This is a genomic window from Pseudomonas morbosilactucae (assembly GCF_023241715.1).
GTDB classification, from domain to species: Bacteria; Pseudomonadota; Gammaproteobacteria; order Pseudomonadales; family Pseudomonadaceae; genus Aquipseudomonas; species Aquipseudomonas morbosilactucae.
This window is the reverse complement of sequence record NZ_JALQCW010000032.1, coordinates 96,825-111,750: the sequence shown is the minus strand read 5'-3', so window position 1 is coordinate 111,750 and position 14,926 is coordinate 96,825. Positions and strand designations below refer to the sequence as shown.

The following is a 14,926-nucleotide window of genomic DNA, read 5'->3' as shown; positions in this document are numbered from 1 at the left end:
CTAGTTTTCGCAGCTGTACCCCATGTAAACCGGGCGTCTCATCAATCTGACCATTTCCCCTTCGCCCCGTGCCGCTGTGTAAGGCCACTGCACTCCGTTGCAAAACCTTGCACTCAGTGCAAAGGGGATAAAGCTCACAGACCCCGCAGCGGGCTTGGGCGGGAGCATGATTTGCACCACCATCTGGCTTTGCACAAAAAAGGGACGCAAAGCCCGTCGGCGGGAGGGGGATAAGTGCTTTTTCAGATGATTTTTTATTCGCCAACGATTTTTCATAACCTGGCGGGACAGCATTTCATCAGGTCGCCGCCACTGCATCCAGAGCAGTACGTATACTGGTTGTGCGTACAGTGCTTTGCCGACCCATCAAGGGCTTAGGTTATGACCGAAATGAAAAACGAGTGTGGCGCTCTGAACGTGACTTCTACAGGCGCCTGGTACGTTCTCCTGCAGGACCAGGAGGCCCTGCTAAGAAATCCCGGTGCTCACCATAAAGCGCTGCTCACAACGGCCAATGAGCTGCATAGGGCCCAAGTGATTGACCGTGACGGACTCAGCGATCTACTCGAGCAAGCAGATGGCGCGCTTGCGTTCGCGGTGGAAGAACTGCTTGATTCGCGCTGCGGCGAATAGGGAGGGACATCCTATGTTCGTATTGGTAACCCCGATGCGCATCAAGGGCGTGGCTTTGGATCCCAACGAAAGAAGGCGTTACCCGGCAATACGGGGAGATGTTCGAGTGCGTGCACGAGTCGAAGAACAGCTTGGTCGCAGCTCAAATGTTGCGTACGTGCTGGGCAGCATGCCCCTCGATCCCGAACCTTTACCTCGGCTGCTGGATGCAACCTTGTCTGGTATGGCGCCTACAGGTTTTGTGTTGAGTGGCGTCGAGATCATCGACGGATGTGCCTATGCGCAATCATGGTGGTGTCGCTTGGCATAACCAAAAAATCTAGAGTGCGCCGCTAATCTATTGATTGTAGTACTCAAAGTACTTTCATAAGGCAATATGGCTCTAGAGTCTGTTTATTAGTTTTGCCGTTGTCGATATTGGAATGCCAATAGTTTCGAGTAACGCCATTACCAGCAGCCCTTCAATAAAATCACATTTATTACTTAGGTTTTCTTCCGTCTCAAAATATTCGTTCGCATGACTAATATCATTGCGAAGCTTGCAAACTGACGTTATATCTTTAGCAGCAAGAAGTAAGCCGCCTCTTAGCTCCTCTGGTATCTTTTTGTAAAACTCCAAAATGCACTTGGCAGTATTATATTTTGAGTTATTTAAGCGAGGTATTCCACTGAGAAGGCCTTCAACATCTTTTTTAGATCCGAAGAACTTTATCATTATAGGCTTAATTCTGCTGATGGAAGCCTCAAGACGCTTTTGGTCTAAATATCCTTTTTTTACTGTGGTTAAAGATTCCAGCTGTCTAAAATACCCAAGAAATCGATCTTCAACATTTATCATTCTTCGGTATTTTATATATTTTTCCCATTTCTCAGAAAAGTTATATGTTTGAGAAAAGTATTTACCAATAGAGTCAAGCGGGAGTTTTGGAAGCCCTAAACTATCCATCCTGAGCCCATTCCCCAAGGGAAAAAAACTGTAAGATTGAAATTGATAGTTCTTGAGTTTTGGCTGGGAGTAGTAAAGTGTTGCATCATTAAATATGGAGTTATTTACTATCAGTTTAATACGTTCAACTGGAAAGTCTGACCCGTGAAGAGTGCTTAAAAAAGCGTAGACCTTTTGATATAGGTTCATGATGTCTTTCTTTTCTACGCGCTCCTCAGTAATGACTTTAAAGGACGGCGGGAATTTCACTCCAACGTTGAACTCAAGAGGGGAAGCGGACGCCTGTATGTTATACCAGACCCCAACCTTTCCTAATCCATCAACGTCCAAGCTGAATTCAGCTGCGTCTATCGCATCTAGAGGTGCATGAATACCAACCCTCTGGCCTGCTACTTGATCTCTTACAATTTCTTCTTGTTTTTCGGTATAGCCAATCCAGTGTTCCAGGACGGGGGAAAGTAATTCCAGTCCATATAGCTCAACATCTCCCTTTAAAATCAACGCGTAGGAAGCGATATACTCCGCTTCATAATGACAATTGTATTCAGGCTTATAATCTAGAGCGCTTACAAAATGTTCAACGCAGTGAAGGTCGTACAACAAGTAAACTCTATCGAAGCCATTGCACTCTAATACGTCTAGTTTCCACTCAGTATTGCCAAACTGACGCCCTGCGTTCATATCTCCGCTGATTCTCAAAGTGATGTTTTGGGGTGAAAGCACCAACCTTCCGAAAAAAACACCACTTTCGCCAGTGACGGTGACCTTTACATCATAGCTTTTATCAAGATCATACTGAATTTTTTTTCCTAAGCGCATATTTCATCCTTGTTAAATGTGAATTTGTTCGCACTCCCCTGTATTCCAGGTGAGCAATACAATTGCTCATAAGTTTGAAGCAGTCAACGGTTTAATTGGTCCGCCGGTATGCTACTAAGCAGTTATCAGGCCGAGTTTTTTATACAAAATGTTAGCTTTAACTTCATTCGTAGTGAATGCAGCTGCGTTATTCGGTGGCGGTGTTGGCCCGTGATTATGTCCGGCCAACTGGGTATTCATCTCTTGCACTAAGTCGAGCAAATCACACAGCACCTGCAGCACGTTGACCGACTCCGACCCCAACCAGGTCTTGGGCGCCTGTAGACGCTGGCTGATCCCGGCCACGCTCTTGCGTAGGCCCTGGATCTGCTCCTGCATGTCGCCGCGCACCGTCGCGTTGTGCTTCTGACCCACCACCAGGTTCAGGTCGCGGCCGGTGGCCTGGTGCAGGTCATCCACGGCCGCGAGGCTTGCGGACCCACCCGACAGCAGCTTCATGGCGCCCAGCGCCTCGATCTTCTTGATCCCACCCACTGACTCGGTCGAATGGTCGTCCACCGTCCTGGTGTGGTTCTGGAAGCTCTCGGTGTTCTCCAGGGCTTCCACCTCGCGCTCGATCGCTTTGTCCTGGATCTTGCCATCTGTCTGGCGTAGCCAGTTGCCGTCGGCATCGACCCGTTGCTGGCAGGCCTCGCTGTGCTGCCACACCTGGTCGCCTTTCGGCACCCGGGGCAGGCTCAGGCCATGCGGCAGGATCTGGGTGATAAAGGGCTTATGGGGCAGGCCATAAGCGAAGCTGACCACCACCGTGGTGCCTTCCTCGGGGAAGCCGAACATGCCAGCTTCCTGGCCACCCATCGGCGCCGGCAGCGGCAGGCCGGTCAGGATCGGCAGTGCCGGATCTGGTTCACCATCGGGCAGCAGCACTTCGACGTCGACGCCGAAGCGTGGCCGGAAGTCGTCGCACAGCCCGGGCGACGCCGGCGCATCAGGCACGGCCACCACCCGGCCAAAGCGTGGCAGGTGGTAGCCGCCGGTGAGTTCGGGGAACTGGCGCTCTACGCTGCGCCGGATTGCGTCTTCCATTTGATTGCCATCTGGTTGCCGGCGAGGGTCACGCTGGTGATCCGCTCGCCCTGGTTGAAGGTGGCGCCCGGGCGAAGTCCTGGAAGAACCGCGATCATGGCGCTCTGATTGCCCTGGTACCGAGGGCCTAATGGTCCGTCTGCCCGATCCCGAGGCCCCCGATCCATTCACCAGGGCGGAGATCAAACAAATTCTCGAAACACCGACCAGCCGCACGCAAGAGCTGCTGATGGTTCAGTTCATGATGTGGGCCGGGCCCCGGGTATCCGAGACCATCGCCTTGGCTTGGGAGGATGTCGACCTGGAGCAGGGCACTGTGACCTTCCGTAGGTCAAAGGTGCGCGGTGCATACCGGGTGACGAAAACCCGTCGATCAACACGCAAGGTTCGCCTACTTGCACTCGCCTGGGATGCGCTGCAGAAGATCGATGCACTGAATCGGAAAAGGAAGGCTGAAACGGTCGACATCGTGGAGCGGGACAACAAGACGGTGCGGCAACACAAACTGCATTTTGTCTTCCTGAACACAAAAAACGGCCAGCCCCACGTCAACGACTTTGTGGTACGTGACAGGTTCTTCAAGGCTCACCTGCTCGCGGCCGGTGTTCGTTATCGTGGACCCGGTCAGTGCCGGCATACGTACGCCAGTCAGTTGCTGACCACTGGCGTAGCCTCAATCGACTGGATAGCCGAGCAGATGGGTCATACCAACGGGAACATGATCCGCCAGCACTATGGGATGTGGATTAATGAGGACGGACCAGATGTCATAGGAATGTTGCAACTGGCATTGAAGCTTGATCCGGATGTAGCCGCCAATTAGACCCAGTGGCTATTAGCTTCAACCGGTATCCAGATGGTTGAAAGCCCCCATACCCAGCTTAGCTGTGGAGGCTTTCATTTATTTAGCAGGCATTTTCAGATGCTCAACTCGTAACGGCCTTACTAGCTAACTCACATCCAAAGCCAAACGCCGCCGGCTGCGATGAGAATAGTTGACGCGATGATTACGATGATTGAGCCACGCTTGCCGCCTTGAAGCGTCTCTCCCACGCCCGCGTCCATGATGAGGTGTCTGACTCCTGCTACCAGGTGATAGATCAGCGCCGAATAAAGGACCCAAGCAATCATTTTGCCGAGAGGAGACGAAAGCAGATCTTTAATTTCGTTGAAGCCTTCCTCTGAGCTTAATGACTTACCCAAGGCGTAAAGCATTACAAAAAGACATAAGAAAAGCAGTATCCCGGACATGCGATGCAGAATCGAGGTTAGCGCCGTGACAGGGTACTTCATAGATTTTAGGTCGAGATTGACTGGCCGTTTTTTGTTCATATTCCCTCCAAATTTCTAATTTCGCGTCAGGCTGTCAGTTGTCAGCACGGTCGGTTTGGCAATGGTTAACTATCTGCCAGCGATTGATTTTAAACTAAACCACTCGGACTAGTTTAGGTTTTGGTACGTGGCGCATAGCTGATGATCTAAGATGGGAAAATTTTTCATCGAGACCGTTAATGCGAACAAAATCCGAGGCGCGACGAACCGCCATCCTCACCGCTGCTGGACAGATTTTTCACGATCAGGGTTTTGACGGGGCGTCCATGGCGCAAATTGCGCTGAGCCTCGGCTGCTCAAAGGCCACTCTTTATTCTTACTTTGAATCCAAGGAGGTGCTGTTTTACGAGGCGCTGATGGCAGCAGCGGGGGCGCAGATGCGTGAGACTTTTGCCGCAATTGAAAATTTGTCTTTACCGATTGCTGAATCCCTTCAGTCTCTGGGAGAGCAAGTGATATCTCTGCTTTATTCAGAAGAGGTAATGGCTGTCCGTCGGCTCTTGTTATCAGCTGCCGGCCGAAAGGCTGGACTGGGCAAGGCTTGCTATGACGCTGGGCCTGCACAATTTTTGGAGGTTATGTCCTCCTTGCTTAAACAGTACATGGATGAAGGATTACTTCGGAAGGCTGATCCTCAGGTGGCTGCCCTCCACCTACGTGCTCTTCTGGAGTCCGAGTGGCTCGACCTATTCTTGTTCTCCACCATGCAGGGTTTTGATCAAACCTTTTGCAAAGAAACCGCAAGTAGGGCTACACAGACTTTTTTAGCTGCCTACGGCACTGATTAACAGTTCGAACTCATAGAATCCAGGTGGGCCAGCGTTGGCCCATTCCGTGGTGCTCTCGCGACAAGGCTGGAAGCTCTCAAACCACCCTCCAGTCCCATATCTGTCCCATATCGTCCTTTTTCAGACTCCAGAAACCACAAACCCCCGACTTTCTCTAGGAAAATCAGGGGTTTGCGTTTTTCAAATATGGCGGTGAAGGAGGGATTCGAACCCTCGATACAGTTTCCTGTATACACACTTTCCAGGCGTGCTCCTTAAGCCTCTCGGACACCTCACCGTATCTCGTCAAACTTATTCAGTCTGTCGAGGCGCGCTAATGTAGTCGAAGTTCCTTTTGATGGCAAAGGTTTTTTTCAGAATTTTCATGCGCTTAAGGGATTTATTGATTTGGCGCCCGGCCGGCGAGGGGGCGGGGCAGGGCAAACCCGCCAATCTTCGGCCTTGAAACCGTCTATATAGAGAAGGCAATCACGGTGCGCCGTGGCTGGGCGTGCGGGTCGGGCGGTAAAAGCCTGACTCACCAGTCAGTCACCGCGCTTTACCTGATCTACGGCGCTGGGTAACGTCTGCTCCACTTCAATACAAGGAATTGCGTCATGAGTGAGTTGATTTCCTACCGCCTCGAAGACGGTATCGCGACCCTGACCTTGAGCAATGGCAAGGTCAATGCCATTTCCCCCGACGTGATTGCCGCTTTCAATGCCGCGCTGGATCAGGCCACGGCCGATCGCGCGGTGGTGATCATCACCGGCCAGCCGGGCATTCTGTCGGGGGGGTATGACTTGAAGGTGATGACCGCCGGGCCGAAAGAGGCCGTGAGCCTGGTAACGTCGGGTTCGACCCTGGCCCGCCGCCTGTTGTCCCACCCGTTCCCGGTGATCGTTGCCTGCCCCGGGCACGCCGTGGCCAAGGGGGCGTTCCTGCTGTTGTCCGCCGACTATCGGATTGGCGTCGAGGGTCCGTTCAGCATCGGCCTGAACGAAGTGCAGATTGGCATGACCATGCACCACGCCGGCATCGAGCTGGCCCGTGATCGCCTGCGTCGCTCGGCTTTCCATCGTTCGGTGATCAATGCCGAGATGTTTGACCCGGTGAGTGCCGTAGACGCGGGCTTCCTCGACAAGGTGGTCAGCGCCGAGCAATTGCAGGACACCGCCCTGGCTGCCGCGCGACAGTTGAAGAAGATCAACATGACGGCCCACAAGAACACCAAGCTGAAGGTTCGCAAGGCGCTGCTGGAAGCCCTGGACAACGCGATCATCCAGGACCAGGAATATCTGGGATGAGCCTTGGCGTTTCCACCTGCCCAGGCTCTTCACGAAACCTTCACATTTGATTGAGTAGTGTGAAGGCATCCGTTAAAGCAAAACTCCCTGCCCGTTCCCCAGCGGGCTTTTTTTTGCCTGGCTTAAAACTCTTGCGCAATTTGTGGTCCAATTCCCCCGAAGCGGCTGGGGCCGGTTGTGCCCGAGACTCGCTTCATTCCCTTTTTGTGACGCCGCCGCTGGCGCTGTCCGGTTTTCTTTTTTGAGGTTCATCTCATGCGTTTAACCCTGCCTGCCCTGATTGTTGGGCTTTTGGTCGCTCAAGGTGCGATGGCTGCTGGTGACGGTACGGCAGCTATCGGTGGCGGCCTGGGCGGCGTCCTGGGCAATGTGGTCGGTCAACAGATCGGCGGCAGCACCGGCGCGGCGATTGGCGCCGGCGTGGGCGGTGCGGCGGGCAGTGCGGTGGGGGCACGCAAGGGCAGCCGGACTCAGGCGGCCATCGGCGGTGGCTTGGGGTCGGCCGGCGGCTCGGTGATCGGCAACAAGCTGGGCGGCAGCACCGGTTCGACCATTGGTGCCGGCCTGGGTGGCGCTGCCGGCGTGCCTTGGGCAGCAACATGGGCAACGACAGCAACAAGCATTCCGGCAAGGGCCACAAGCGCAAGCACAAACATCGTTGAGGCAGCGCGCCCGACCTACAAGCCCGGCTGATTGCCGGGTTTTTTGTGGGTGAACGTTTTATGTATTTGCCCTCTCGAACCTTGTGTAGCCCTTCGCGATGGATGAGGCCGTGATGAAACCTGAGCCCCCCGATAAGAAAGAACCCGCCCCGACTGAGCCGCTGGTGATCAACGACCCGGGCAATGAAGACCCTGGCTCGCTCATGGACGATGCGCAAGTGCCCCTCAGGGAGCCCGAGGAAGACACCCCCGAGAGTGTGAAGCCTGGCCACTGAGATTGCCGCTGATCCGTATGCGCCGTTATGCTGCCCAGCCTCTTGATTGAACGATCAGGCGAGGGCGGTGGCTGCGCCGCTCCCGGACGTTTTCTTGTTAACGGATCAGATGCCATGAATGCACAGTTGAAGGATTTACCCCCGATCAAGGCGGTGATTTTCGATATGGACGGCTTGCTCCTGGACACCGAGGGCATCTATACCGAAGTCACCCGGTTGATCGCCGAGCGTTATGGCCGAACCTACGATTGGAGCATCAAGCAGCACATCATCGGCCGTGCGCCACGGACTTGGCGCGTTATGTGGTCGAGGCCCTGGACCTGCCGATCAGCCCGGAAGAGTTCCTGGTGATTCGCGAGCCGTTGATGCGTGAACGCTTTCCCCGGGCCCAGGCCATGCCGGGGGCGCAGGAGTTGGTGCGGCACCTCAAGGCCCATCAGGTGCCGATTGCCGTAGGCACCAGTTCGTCGCAACTGTCCTTTGGTCAGAAAACCACCCAGCACGGGGACTGGTTTGCCCTGTTCGACACTATCGTCACCGCGGATGACCCGGAGGTGGGGGCGGCCAAGCCGGCGCCGGACATTTTCCTCACCGCGGCGCGGCGCCTGGGCGTGGCCCCTGAGCATTGCCTGGTGTTCGAGGATTCGCCCTTCGGCGTGACTGCGGCCAAGGCGGCGGGGATGACCGCGATTGCCATTCCGGACCCGGCCATGGCCGACAGCAAGTTTGCCCATGCCGACGGGATTCTGCGGTCGTTGAAGGGGTTCCACCCGGCAGCCTGCGGTTTGCCGCAGCTTGAGTGGTCCTGAACGGCACCGGTGATTGCCTCGCGTCTGGCGGATACAACAACGCCGAGCGTCCTTTGACAGGGGCTCGGCGTTTTTTTTTGGCTGCGGTTCAGGCGCCGAAACCACCGTCGATGGTCAGGCTGGCACCGGTGATGTACGCCGCCTCCGGCCCCGCCAGATAGGCGACAAACCCGGCGATTTCTTCGACCTTGCCATAGCGACCCACCGCCATGAGCCCCATCAGGCTTTCCGCGAATTCGCTGTCGGCGGGGTTCATGTCGGTGTCCACCGGGCCGGGCTGCACGTTGTTGATGGTGATGCCCCGTGGGCCGAGGTCACGGGCCAGGCCTTTGGTCAGGCCCACCAGGGCGGCCTTGCTCATCGCATAGGGCCCACCACCGGCAAAGGGCATGCGGTCGGCATTGGTGCTGCCGATGTTGATGATGCGCCCACCGTTGCCCATGTGCTTGGCGGCTTCCTGGGTGGCGATAAACACGCTGCGCACGTTGATGGCCAGGGTCTGATCGAAGTCTTCCAGTTTGAAGTCTTCCAGTGGCGCCACCGCCAGCACGCCGGCGTTGTTCACCAGGATGTCCAGGCCACCGAAGGCGTCCACGGTGGCCTGGACGGCGTTACGGATGGCCTCGGCATCGGCGCTGTCGGCCTTGATCGCCAGGGCGTGGCCGCCGTTGGCAATGATGCTGTTCTGCAGGGCTTCGGCCTTGGCGGCAGAGCTGACGTAGGTGAAGGCGACGCGGGCGCCCTCGGCGGCCAGGCGTTGCACGATGGCGGCGCCGATGCCGCGGGAACCACCTTGAATCAGAGCGACTTTGCCGTTGAGGTGTTGAGTGGTCATGGTGATCTCCAAGTGTCCAAGGCGAGAGTGCCTTGTGGTTGGAGGAGAGTATCGACCGTTAATTACCCGGTGATTAGTGGGTAATCGAGATAGTCTGTGTAAACCAAAAGTTTAGAGTTGGGTGTCATGGACGCTTTCAGCAGCATCGATTGTTTTGTACGCAGCGCCGAAGTCGGCAGCTTTGCCGAGGCGGCGCGACGCCTGAGCCTGACCCCGGCCGCCGTCGGCAAAAGCGTGGCCAAGCTGGAGGCGCGCCTGGGCGTTCGCTTGTTTCAGCGCAGCACCCGGCGCCTGACGTTGACCGAAGCGGGCCAGCTGTTCCTGGATGAGGTCAGTGACAGTCTGCACACCATCCAGAATGCCGTGGCCAACCTGGCCAGTGTCCAGGGGCTGCCGGCGGGCACCTTGAAGGTCAGCATGGGGACGGTATTCGGGCGCCTGTTCGTGGTGCCGTTGTTGGCCGACTTTCTTCGCCGTTACCCGGCCATCAGCCCGGATTGGCATTTCGATAACCGCCAAGTGGACCTGATCGGCCAGGGCTTCGATGCGGCCATTGGCGGTGGTTTTGAATTGCCCCAGGGCGTGGTTGCTCGCAAGTTGACCCCGGCCCATCGGGTGTTGGTCGCGTCCCCGGCGTACCTGGCGCAGGGCGCGGTGATTGCCGGGCCCGAGGACTTGCGCAATCACGACGGCATCTTGATTCGTTCGCCGCAGACCGGGCGGGTACGTTCCTGGCAATTGACCAGCCGGACCCAGCAACAAAGCCCCCTTGAACTCAAGGCACGGATGACCATGAGCGACTCGGATGCCGCCTGTGCCAGCGCCGTCCAAGGCCTGGGAGTGGCCCTGGTCAGCCTGCCGTTTGCACTGGCTTACCTGCGGGCCGGCACCCTGCAGCGGGTATTGCCCGACTGGTACGTGGATGACGGCCACATTTCGATCTACTACGGGGAGCACAAGTTGTTGCCGGGCAAGACTCGAGCCTTTGTCGAGTTCGTGATCGAGCAGTTTGCCGAACAAGGATGGGCCCGGGCCTTCAGCGCCTTATAAGGTGATCCGGGCGATCGAGCGCGCCGTGGGCTAGCGGCCAAAGCGCCCCGGCCAGCCGACAATGGTCTTCGGCCGTGGCGTCGCGTAGGTGCGCACCTTGGAGGTGGACAGCCCCAGGCGTACCAGGGATTCGGCAATGGTCACGGCAGCCGTCACCCCATCCACCACCGGCACCCCGGTGCGCTGGCGGATCTGCTCGTCGAGCCCGGCCATGCCGCCGCAGCCCAGGCAGATCACTTCGGCCTTGTCCTGGCTGACCGCCAGTTCGGCCTGGCGCACGATGGATTCCACCGCGCGCTGCGGGTCTTCCTCCAGCTCCAGTACCGCCAGGCCGCTGGCCCGGACCGAGGCGCAACGATCGTAGAGGCCGGAAAGTTTCAGGCGGTCTTCGATCAGTGGCACGGTGCGGTCCAGGGTGGTCACCACCGAGTAGGCGTGGCCGAGGAACATCGCGGTGCTGGCGGCCGCGTCGGTGATGTCCACCACCGGCACATTGAGTAACTCCTGCAGGCCTTCGCGGCCATGTTCGCCGTAGCCGGCTTGAATCACGGCGTCGTAGGGCTGGTCGTAGGCCAGTACCCGGTCCATCACGGCGATGGCGGCCAGGTAGCTCTCGAAATTGCCTTCCACGGACTCGGCGCCGAAGTACGGGGTGAGCCCGACGATTTCGGTGCCCGGTGCGGCCACGCTTTGTGCCTGGCGGGCAATGGCCTGGGTGATGGAGTCGGTGGTGTTGACGTTGACCACGAGAATTCGCATGGGTGTTCCTTACAGGTTTGGCAATACAAAGGCCCGGCGGACCGGGCCGTTCACAATCAGTGGCTGACGTTGTCCACGGCGATGGACTCGCCGCTGACCTCTGCGTAATGGGGTTGGCGCTGGGCGATGATCAGGTACAGCAAGCCTGCAATACCGGCGCCAATCAGCCAGGAGAAGGGCGACACGCTGGCAAAGCCCGGCACCAGGGCCAGCACGATGGCGATCAGCGCCGAGGGCACAAAGGCGGCCACGGCCCGCAGGTTGACGCCGCGGCTGTAGAAGTAGGCGCCCTTGGGGTCTTCGCTGTACAGCTCGGGCACATTGACCCGGCCTTTGCGGATGATCCAGTAGTCCACCATGATCACCCCGTACAGCGGCCCCAGCAGGGCGCCGAGCCCGGACAGAAAATACACGATCACCAGCGGGCTGTTGTAGAGGTTCCACGGCAGGATCAGTACCGCGATCGCCGCGCTGATCAGCCCCGCCCGGCGGAAGGTCAGGTACTTGGGCGCCAGGTTGCTGAGAACAAACGCCGGGGCGACGAAGTTGGCCATGATGTTCACCGCAACGGTGACGATCAGGAAGGCCAGGCAGCCCAGCACCAGGAAGAAGGTGTTGGGGATCGACGCGATGATTTCCGTGGGGCTCTCGATGATCCGGCCATTGATCTGGAACTGCGCGCCGCACAGCAGCACGGTGATGGTGGCGAACACCAGGATGTTTACCGGCAGGCCCCAGAAGTTGCCGACCTTGATGGTTTTGCTGCACGGCGAGGAGCGGGCGAAATCGCAGAAGTTGAGGATCAGGGTGCCGTAGATTGCCAGCCACAGCGCGCCGCCGGCGAAGATCTGCCGCCACATTTCACCGCCGCTCAGGGGCTCGCGAATCGACCAGGCAATGGTCGCGTCGGCTTGGACGTACATCCAGGCGGCGAGGGCCGCCACCGTGACCAGGATCACCGGGCCGGCAAAGGCTTCGTAGCGACGGATCATTTCCATGCCGTAGGCGAGGATCACCAACTGCACCAGCCAGATGGTCACGAAGCAGGCCCAGCCCAGGCTCGACAGGCCGAGGATGGCGTTCTGGTCATAGTCGGCGAAGCCGGGGTGGATTGCCGTGAGCAGCACGCGAAACACCACCGAGGCCAGGTAGGTCTGGATGCCGAACCAGGCGATGGCGATCACCGCGCGAATCAGCGCCGGAATCTGTGCGCCGTGGATGCCGAAGCTGATGCGGCTGATGACCGGGAAGGGCACGCCGGTTTTCTGCCCCATAAAGCCGGAGAGGTTCATGAGGAAGTACACCAGGGCCGCGCCTATGCCCAGGGACAGGAGAATCTGCCAGCCGCCCAGGCCAAGGGCGTACAAGCCGATGGCAAAGGAGTAGTTGGCGATGTTGTGCACGTCGTTGGTCCACAGGGCAAAGATGCTGTAGCCGCCCCAGCGCCGCCCCTCGACCTTGGTCGGGGCCAGGTCTCGGTTGTGCAGGCGCGGGCTGAGGGCGACGCTGCCCGGGTGGGTATCGGCCACGGGTTGTTGAACGTTGTGTGAATGCAGCGCAGTGGGCAGATCCAGTGGGATGTCATTAGAAGGGCGGGTGTGCATTCCGGCATGCTCCTGATTCCGGCCCTGGATGACTGTGCTTGAGCGTGCGGCTCGACAATCTTCGTCGCAGGTGGGAATCACTGGGTTCGGGGCATCTGCAGCCTGAGTCGCAGGACTTGGCGTGCGGATATTAAGTGTATGTATGTTGTCGATGTTTTTGTATACAAAACACGAGTTCACTCAAGCCACTTCTATGCCAGTTTTGCAGCTATTAATCGGGCCGCTGATTTCGTTTTGTTATTGGTTTGGCGTAACTGTTTGAATTGGCGCTATTAAAAATTGACCAATCGAACAGGTATTTATTTTTCATTGAGAAAGGTGAGGAGCGGAGCGGGCGAGCGGCTGTAACCTTTTGGGGCGTAACAGGCGTCAAGTGCACACAAAAATGGCACCGATGGTGACATTTATGTGTACAGAATTTTTCGAGGGGGGCGCTGGCGTCAGCTAGGGCGCCAGCGGTGTTGAGGGGCGTTCGCCGGCAAGCCGGCTCCTGCAGGCGGGGTCAGGCTTTGCTGATGATGTTGCCGGCGTGCAGGCCGCATTCTTTCTGGGTGGCTTCTTCCCACCACCAACGGCCTTCGCGTTCGTGCTGGTTCGGCAGCACCGGGCGAGTGCAAGGCTCGCAGCCGATGCTGATAAACCCGCGCTCGTGCAGGCTGTTGTACGGCAGTTCAAGCATGCGGATGTAGCCCCAGATCTCTTCGCTGCTCATCTGTGCCAGGGGGTTGAACTTGTACAGCGTGCGCTCCGGGGTGGAGAAGGCGCTGTCGATTTCCAGTGCCGCCACCTGGCTGCGGGTGCCTGGGCTCTGGTCACGGCGCTGGCCGGTGGCCCAGGCGCTGACGGTGGACAGCTTGCGCCGCAGGGGCTCGATCTTGCGGATGCCGCAGCACTCGCCGTGGCCGTCCTTGTAGAAGCTGAACAGGCCCTTTTGCTTGACGAAGGGTTCGAGCTTGCTGTGGTCCGGCGAGATCAATTCGATGTCGATCTTGTAGTGCTCGCGCACCTGGTCGATGAACCGGTAGGTTTCCGGGTGCAGGCGGCCGGTGTCGAGGCTGAAGACTTTGACCTGCTTGTTGAGCTTCCAGGCCATGTCCACCAGCACCACGTCTTCGGCACCGCTGAAGGAGATCCACAGGTCGTCGCCGAACTGGGCGAAGGCCAGTTTGAGGATGTCCTGGGCAGATTTATTGGCATAGGTCGCGGCGAGCTCAGCGACGTCGAACGATGGGTTCATCAGGGCGGTTTCCTACAGGTCTATGGCGCTGGGCGCTCTATATGGCGGCGATGGTAACAAAATCTGTCGCCCCCTGGCGCACTCCTCTGCGTTGCGTGAGGGGTGGCGAGTCGCTAGAGTTCGGCAGTCTTTTTACTCGCTCAACTCAATAATCAAAGCAATGGGAGTGTCTTGTGGAAATTGCCTGTCTCGATCTGGAAGGTGTGCTGGTCCCGGAAATCTGGATCGCCTTTGCCGAAAAAACCGGGATTGAATCCCTCAAGGCAACCACCCGGGATATTCCCGATTACGACGTGTTGATGCAGCAGCGCCTGCGGATTCTCGACGAGCACGGCCTGAAGCTCTCGGACATTCAGGAAGTGATCGCCACCCTCAAGCCCCTGGACGGCGCCATCGAGTTCGTCGATTGGCTGCGCGAGCGCTTCCAGGTGGTGATTCTCTCCGACACCTTCTATGAATTCTCCCAGCCGCTGATGCGTCAGCTGGGTTTCCCGACCTTGCTCTGCCATCGCTTGATCACCGATGACAGCGGTCGGGTGACCGGCTATCAATTGCGCCAGAAAGACCCCAAGCGCCAATCGGTGCTGGCCTTCAAGAGCCTGTACTACCGAGTGATCGCTGCGGGGGACTCCTACAACGACACCACCATGCTCGGTGAAGCCGATGCGGGCATTCTGTTCCATGCGCCGGACAACGTGATTCGCGAGTTCCCGCAGTTCCCGGCGGTGCACACCTTTGCCGAGTTGAAGCAGGAATTCATCAAGGCTTCCAATCGCCCCCTGAGCCTGTAAACCGGTTCGCCGGC

At 57.7% G+C, this 14,926-nt stretch carries 14 protein-coding genes, 1 tRNA gene and 3 pseudogenes; 10 read left to right on the top strand and 8 right to left on the bottom strand.

Going from position 1 to position 14,926, the window contains the following annotated elements; translation table 11 throughout:
* Positions 1-381 precede the first annotated feature (381 nt).
* The gene (locus tag M1B34_RS14645; protein WP_425273517.1) at positions 382-633 is read left to right on the top strand and encodes a hypothetical protein; all 252 of its coding nucleotides are present in this window, start codon (positions 382-384) and stop codon (positions 631-633) included.
* A 13-nt stretch (positions 634-646) separates the two neighbouring features.
* Positions 647-943 carry a hypothetical protein gene (locus tag M1B34_RS14640; protein ID WP_268265501.1) on the top strand — a complete coding sequence of 99 codons (297 nt, stop codon included), beginning with the start codon at positions 647-649 and terminating at the stop codon, positions 941-943.
* A gap of 72 nt (positions 944-1,015) precedes the next feature.
* Here the strand turns inward: M1B34_RS14640 and M1B34_RS14635 are convergent, their stop codons facing one another.
* Together M1B34_RS14635 and M1B34_RS14630 are read right to left on the bottom strand one after the other, a co-directional pair.
* The gene (locus M1B34_RS14635; RefSeq protein ID WP_268265500.1) at positions 1,016-2,398 is read right to left on the bottom strand and encodes an ApeA N-terminal domain 1-containing protein; all 1,383 of its coding nucleotides are present in this window, start codon (positions 2,396-2,398) and stop codon (positions 1,016-1,018) included.
* Between the two features lie 114 nt (positions 2,399-2,512).
* Positions 2,513-3,484 (bottom strand): hypothetical protein, encoded by a 972-nt coding sequence (locus M1B34_RS14630; protein WP_268265499.1) that lies wholly within the window; start codon positions 3,482-3,484, stop codon positions 2,513-2,515.
* Between the two features lie 118 nt (positions 3,485-3,602).
* On the opposite strand from M1B34_RS14630, the pseudogene M1B34_RS14625 reads away from it, so the two are divergent.
* Positions 3,603-4,307 (top strand): annotated as a pseudogene (locus tag M1B34_RS14625) (site-specific integrase); the annotation flags it as partial.
* A gap of 131 nt (positions 4,308-4,438) precedes the next feature.
* On the opposite strand, the gene sdhC reads toward M1B34_RS14625, so the two are convergent.
* Positions 4,439-4,816, bottom strand: a complete 378-nt coding sequence (gene sdhC / locus M1B34_RS14620) for a succinate dehydrogenase, cytochrome b556 subunit (protein WP_268265498.1) — start codon at positions 4,814-4,816, stop codon at positions 4,439-4,441.
* Between the two features lie 179 nt (positions 4,817-4,995).
* On the opposite strand from sdhC, the gene M1B34_RS14615 reads away from it, so the two are divergent.
* Positions 4,996-5,604: a TetR/AcrR family transcriptional regulator gene (locus tag M1B34_RS14615; protein WP_268265497.1), complete on the top strand. Its 609-nt coding sequence runs from the start codon at positions 4,996-4,998 to the stop codon at positions 5,602-5,604.
* Positions 5,605-5,791: 187 nt separating this feature from the next.
* Here M1B34_RS14615 and M1B34_RS14610 read toward each other — a convergent pair.
* Positions 5,792-5,881 (bottom strand) — tRNA-Ser (locus M1B34_RS14610).
* A gap of 319 nt (positions 5,882-6,200) precedes the next feature.
* Here M1B34_RS14610 and M1B34_RS14605 point away from each other — a divergent pair.
* The 4 genes and pseudogenes from M1B34_RS14605 (at position 6,201) to M1B34_RS14590 (ending at position 8,636) form a co-directional block, all read left to right on the top strand.
* Positions 6,201-6,890, top strand: coding sequence for a crotonase/enoyl-CoA hydratase family protein (locus tag M1B34_RS14605; RefSeq protein ID WP_123330486.1), 690 nt, complete (start codon positions 6,201-6,203; stop codon positions 6,888-6,890).
* Between the two features lie 255 nt (positions 6,891-7,145).
* Positions 7,146-7,552 (top strand): annotated as a pseudogene (locus M1B34_RS14600) (glycine zipper domain-containing protein).
* Positions 7,553-7,665: 113 nt separating this feature from the next.
* On the top strand, positions 7,666-7,827 hold the full coding sequence (locus M1B34_RS14595; protein WP_185039167.1) for a hypothetical protein: 162 nt from the start codon (positions 7,666-7,668) through the stop codon (positions 7,825-7,827).
* A gap of 114 nt (positions 7,828-7,941) precedes the next feature.
* Positions 7,942-8,636 (top strand): annotated as a pseudogene (locus M1B34_RS14590) (HAD-IA family hydrolase).
* 88 nt (positions 8,637-8,724) lie between these two features.
* Here the strand turns inward: M1B34_RS14590 and M1B34_RS14585 are convergent.
* On the bottom strand, positions 8,725-9,471 hold the full coding sequence (locus M1B34_RS14585; protein ID WP_268265496.1) for a 3-oxoacyl-ACP reductase family protein: 747 nt from the start codon (positions 9,469-9,471) through the stop codon (positions 8,725-8,727).
* 126 nt (positions 9,472-9,597) lie between these two features.
* Between M1B34_RS14585 and M1B34_RS14580 the strand changes: the two genes are divergently transcribed.
* Positions 9,598-10,521: a LysR family transcriptional regulator gene (locus tag M1B34_RS14580; RefSeq protein ID WP_123330494.1), complete on the top strand. Its 924-nt coding sequence runs from the start codon at positions 9,598-9,600 to the stop codon at positions 10,519-10,521.
* Positions 10,522-10,551: 30 nt separating this feature from the next.
* On the opposite strand, the gene M1B34_RS14575 is transcribed toward M1B34_RS14580, so the two are convergent.
* The 3 genes from M1B34_RS14575 to M1B34_RS14565 all read right to left on the bottom strand — a co-directional run bounded on the left by M1B34_RS14575 (position 10,552) and on the right by M1B34_RS14565 (position 14,121).
* A complete protein-coding gene (locus M1B34_RS14575; RefSeq protein WP_268261760.1) occupies positions 10,552-11,280 on the bottom strand; it encodes an aspartate/glutamate racemase family protein in 729 nt (242 codons plus the stop codon).
* 56 nt (positions 11,281-11,336) lie between these two features.
* Positions 11,337-12,884 carry an NCS1 family nucleobase:cation symporter-1 gene (locus M1B34_RS14570; protein ID WP_123330497.1) on the bottom strand — a complete coding sequence of 516 codons (1,548 nt, stop codon included), beginning with the start codon at positions 12,882-12,884 and terminating at the stop codon, positions 11,337-11,339.
* A gap of 502 nt (positions 12,885-13,386) precedes the next feature.
* Complete coding sequence (locus M1B34_RS14565) at positions 13,387-14,121, bottom strand: phosphoadenylyl-sulfate reductase (protein WP_123330499.1); 735 nt, start codon at positions 14,119-14,121, stop codon at positions 13,387-13,389.
* A 173-nt stretch (positions 14,122-14,294) separates the two neighbouring features.
* On the opposite strand from M1B34_RS14565, the gene thrH reads away from it, so the two are divergent.
* A complete protein-coding gene (thrH, locus tag M1B34_RS14560) occupies positions 14,295-14,912 on the top strand; it encodes a bifunctional phosphoserine phosphatase/homoserine phosphotransferase ThrH (RefSeq protein ID WP_268261761.1) in 618 nt (205 codons plus the stop codon).
* The last annotated feature ends 14 nt before the right edge of the window (positions 14,913-14,926 follow it).

Coding starts and splice junctions, on each gene's coding strand:
- M1B34_RS14640 (WP_268265501.1), top strand. CDS start 647: ATGTTCGTATTGGTAACCCCGATGCGCATCAAGGGCGTGGCTTTGGAT.
- M1B34_RS14565 (WP_123330499.1), bottom strand. CDS start 14,121: ATGAACCCATCGTTCGACGTCGCTGAGCTCGCCGCGACCTATGCCAAT.
- M1B34_RS14575 (WP_268261760.1), bottom strand. CDS start 11,280: ATGCGAATTCTCGTGGTCAACGTCAACACCACCGACTCCATCACCCAG.
- M1B34_RS14595 (WP_185039167.1), top strand. CDS start 7,666: ATGAAACCTGAGCCCCCCGATAAGAAAGAACCCGCCCCGACTGAGCCG.
- M1B34_RS14605 (WP_123330486.1), top strand. CDS start 6,201: ATGAGTGAGTTGATTTCCTACCGCCTCGAAGACGGTATCGCGACCCTG.
- sdhC (WP_268265498.1), bottom strand. CDS start 4,816: ATGAACAAAAAACGGCCAGTCAATCTCGACCTAAAATCTATGAAGTAC.
- M1B34_RS14645 (WP_425273517.1), top strand. CDS start 382: ATGACCGAAATGAAAAACGAGTGTGGCGCTCTGAACGTGACTTCTACA.
- M1B34_RS14580 (WP_123330494.1), top strand. CDS start 9,598: ATGGACGCTTTCAGCAGCATCGATTGTTTTGTACGCAGCGCCGAAGTC.
- M1B34_RS14630 (WP_268265499.1), bottom strand. CDS start 3,484: ATGGAAGACGCAATCCGGCGCAGCGTAGAGCGCCAGTTCCCCGAACTC.
- M1B34_RS14615 (WP_268265497.1), top strand. CDS start 4,996: ATGCGAACAAAATCCGAGGCGCGACGAACCGCCATCCTCACCGCTGCT.
- M1B34_RS14570 (WP_123330497.1), bottom strand. CDS start 12,884: ATGCACACCCGCCCTTCTAATGACATCCCACTGGATCTGCCCACTGCG.
- M1B34_RS14635 (WP_268265500.1), bottom strand. CDS start 2,398: ATGCGCTTAGGAAAAAAAATTCAGTATGATCTTGATAAAAGCTATGAT.
- M1B34_RS14585 (WP_268265496.1), bottom strand. CDS start 9,471: ATGACCACTCAACACCTCAACGGCAAAGTCGCTCTGATTCAAGGTGGT.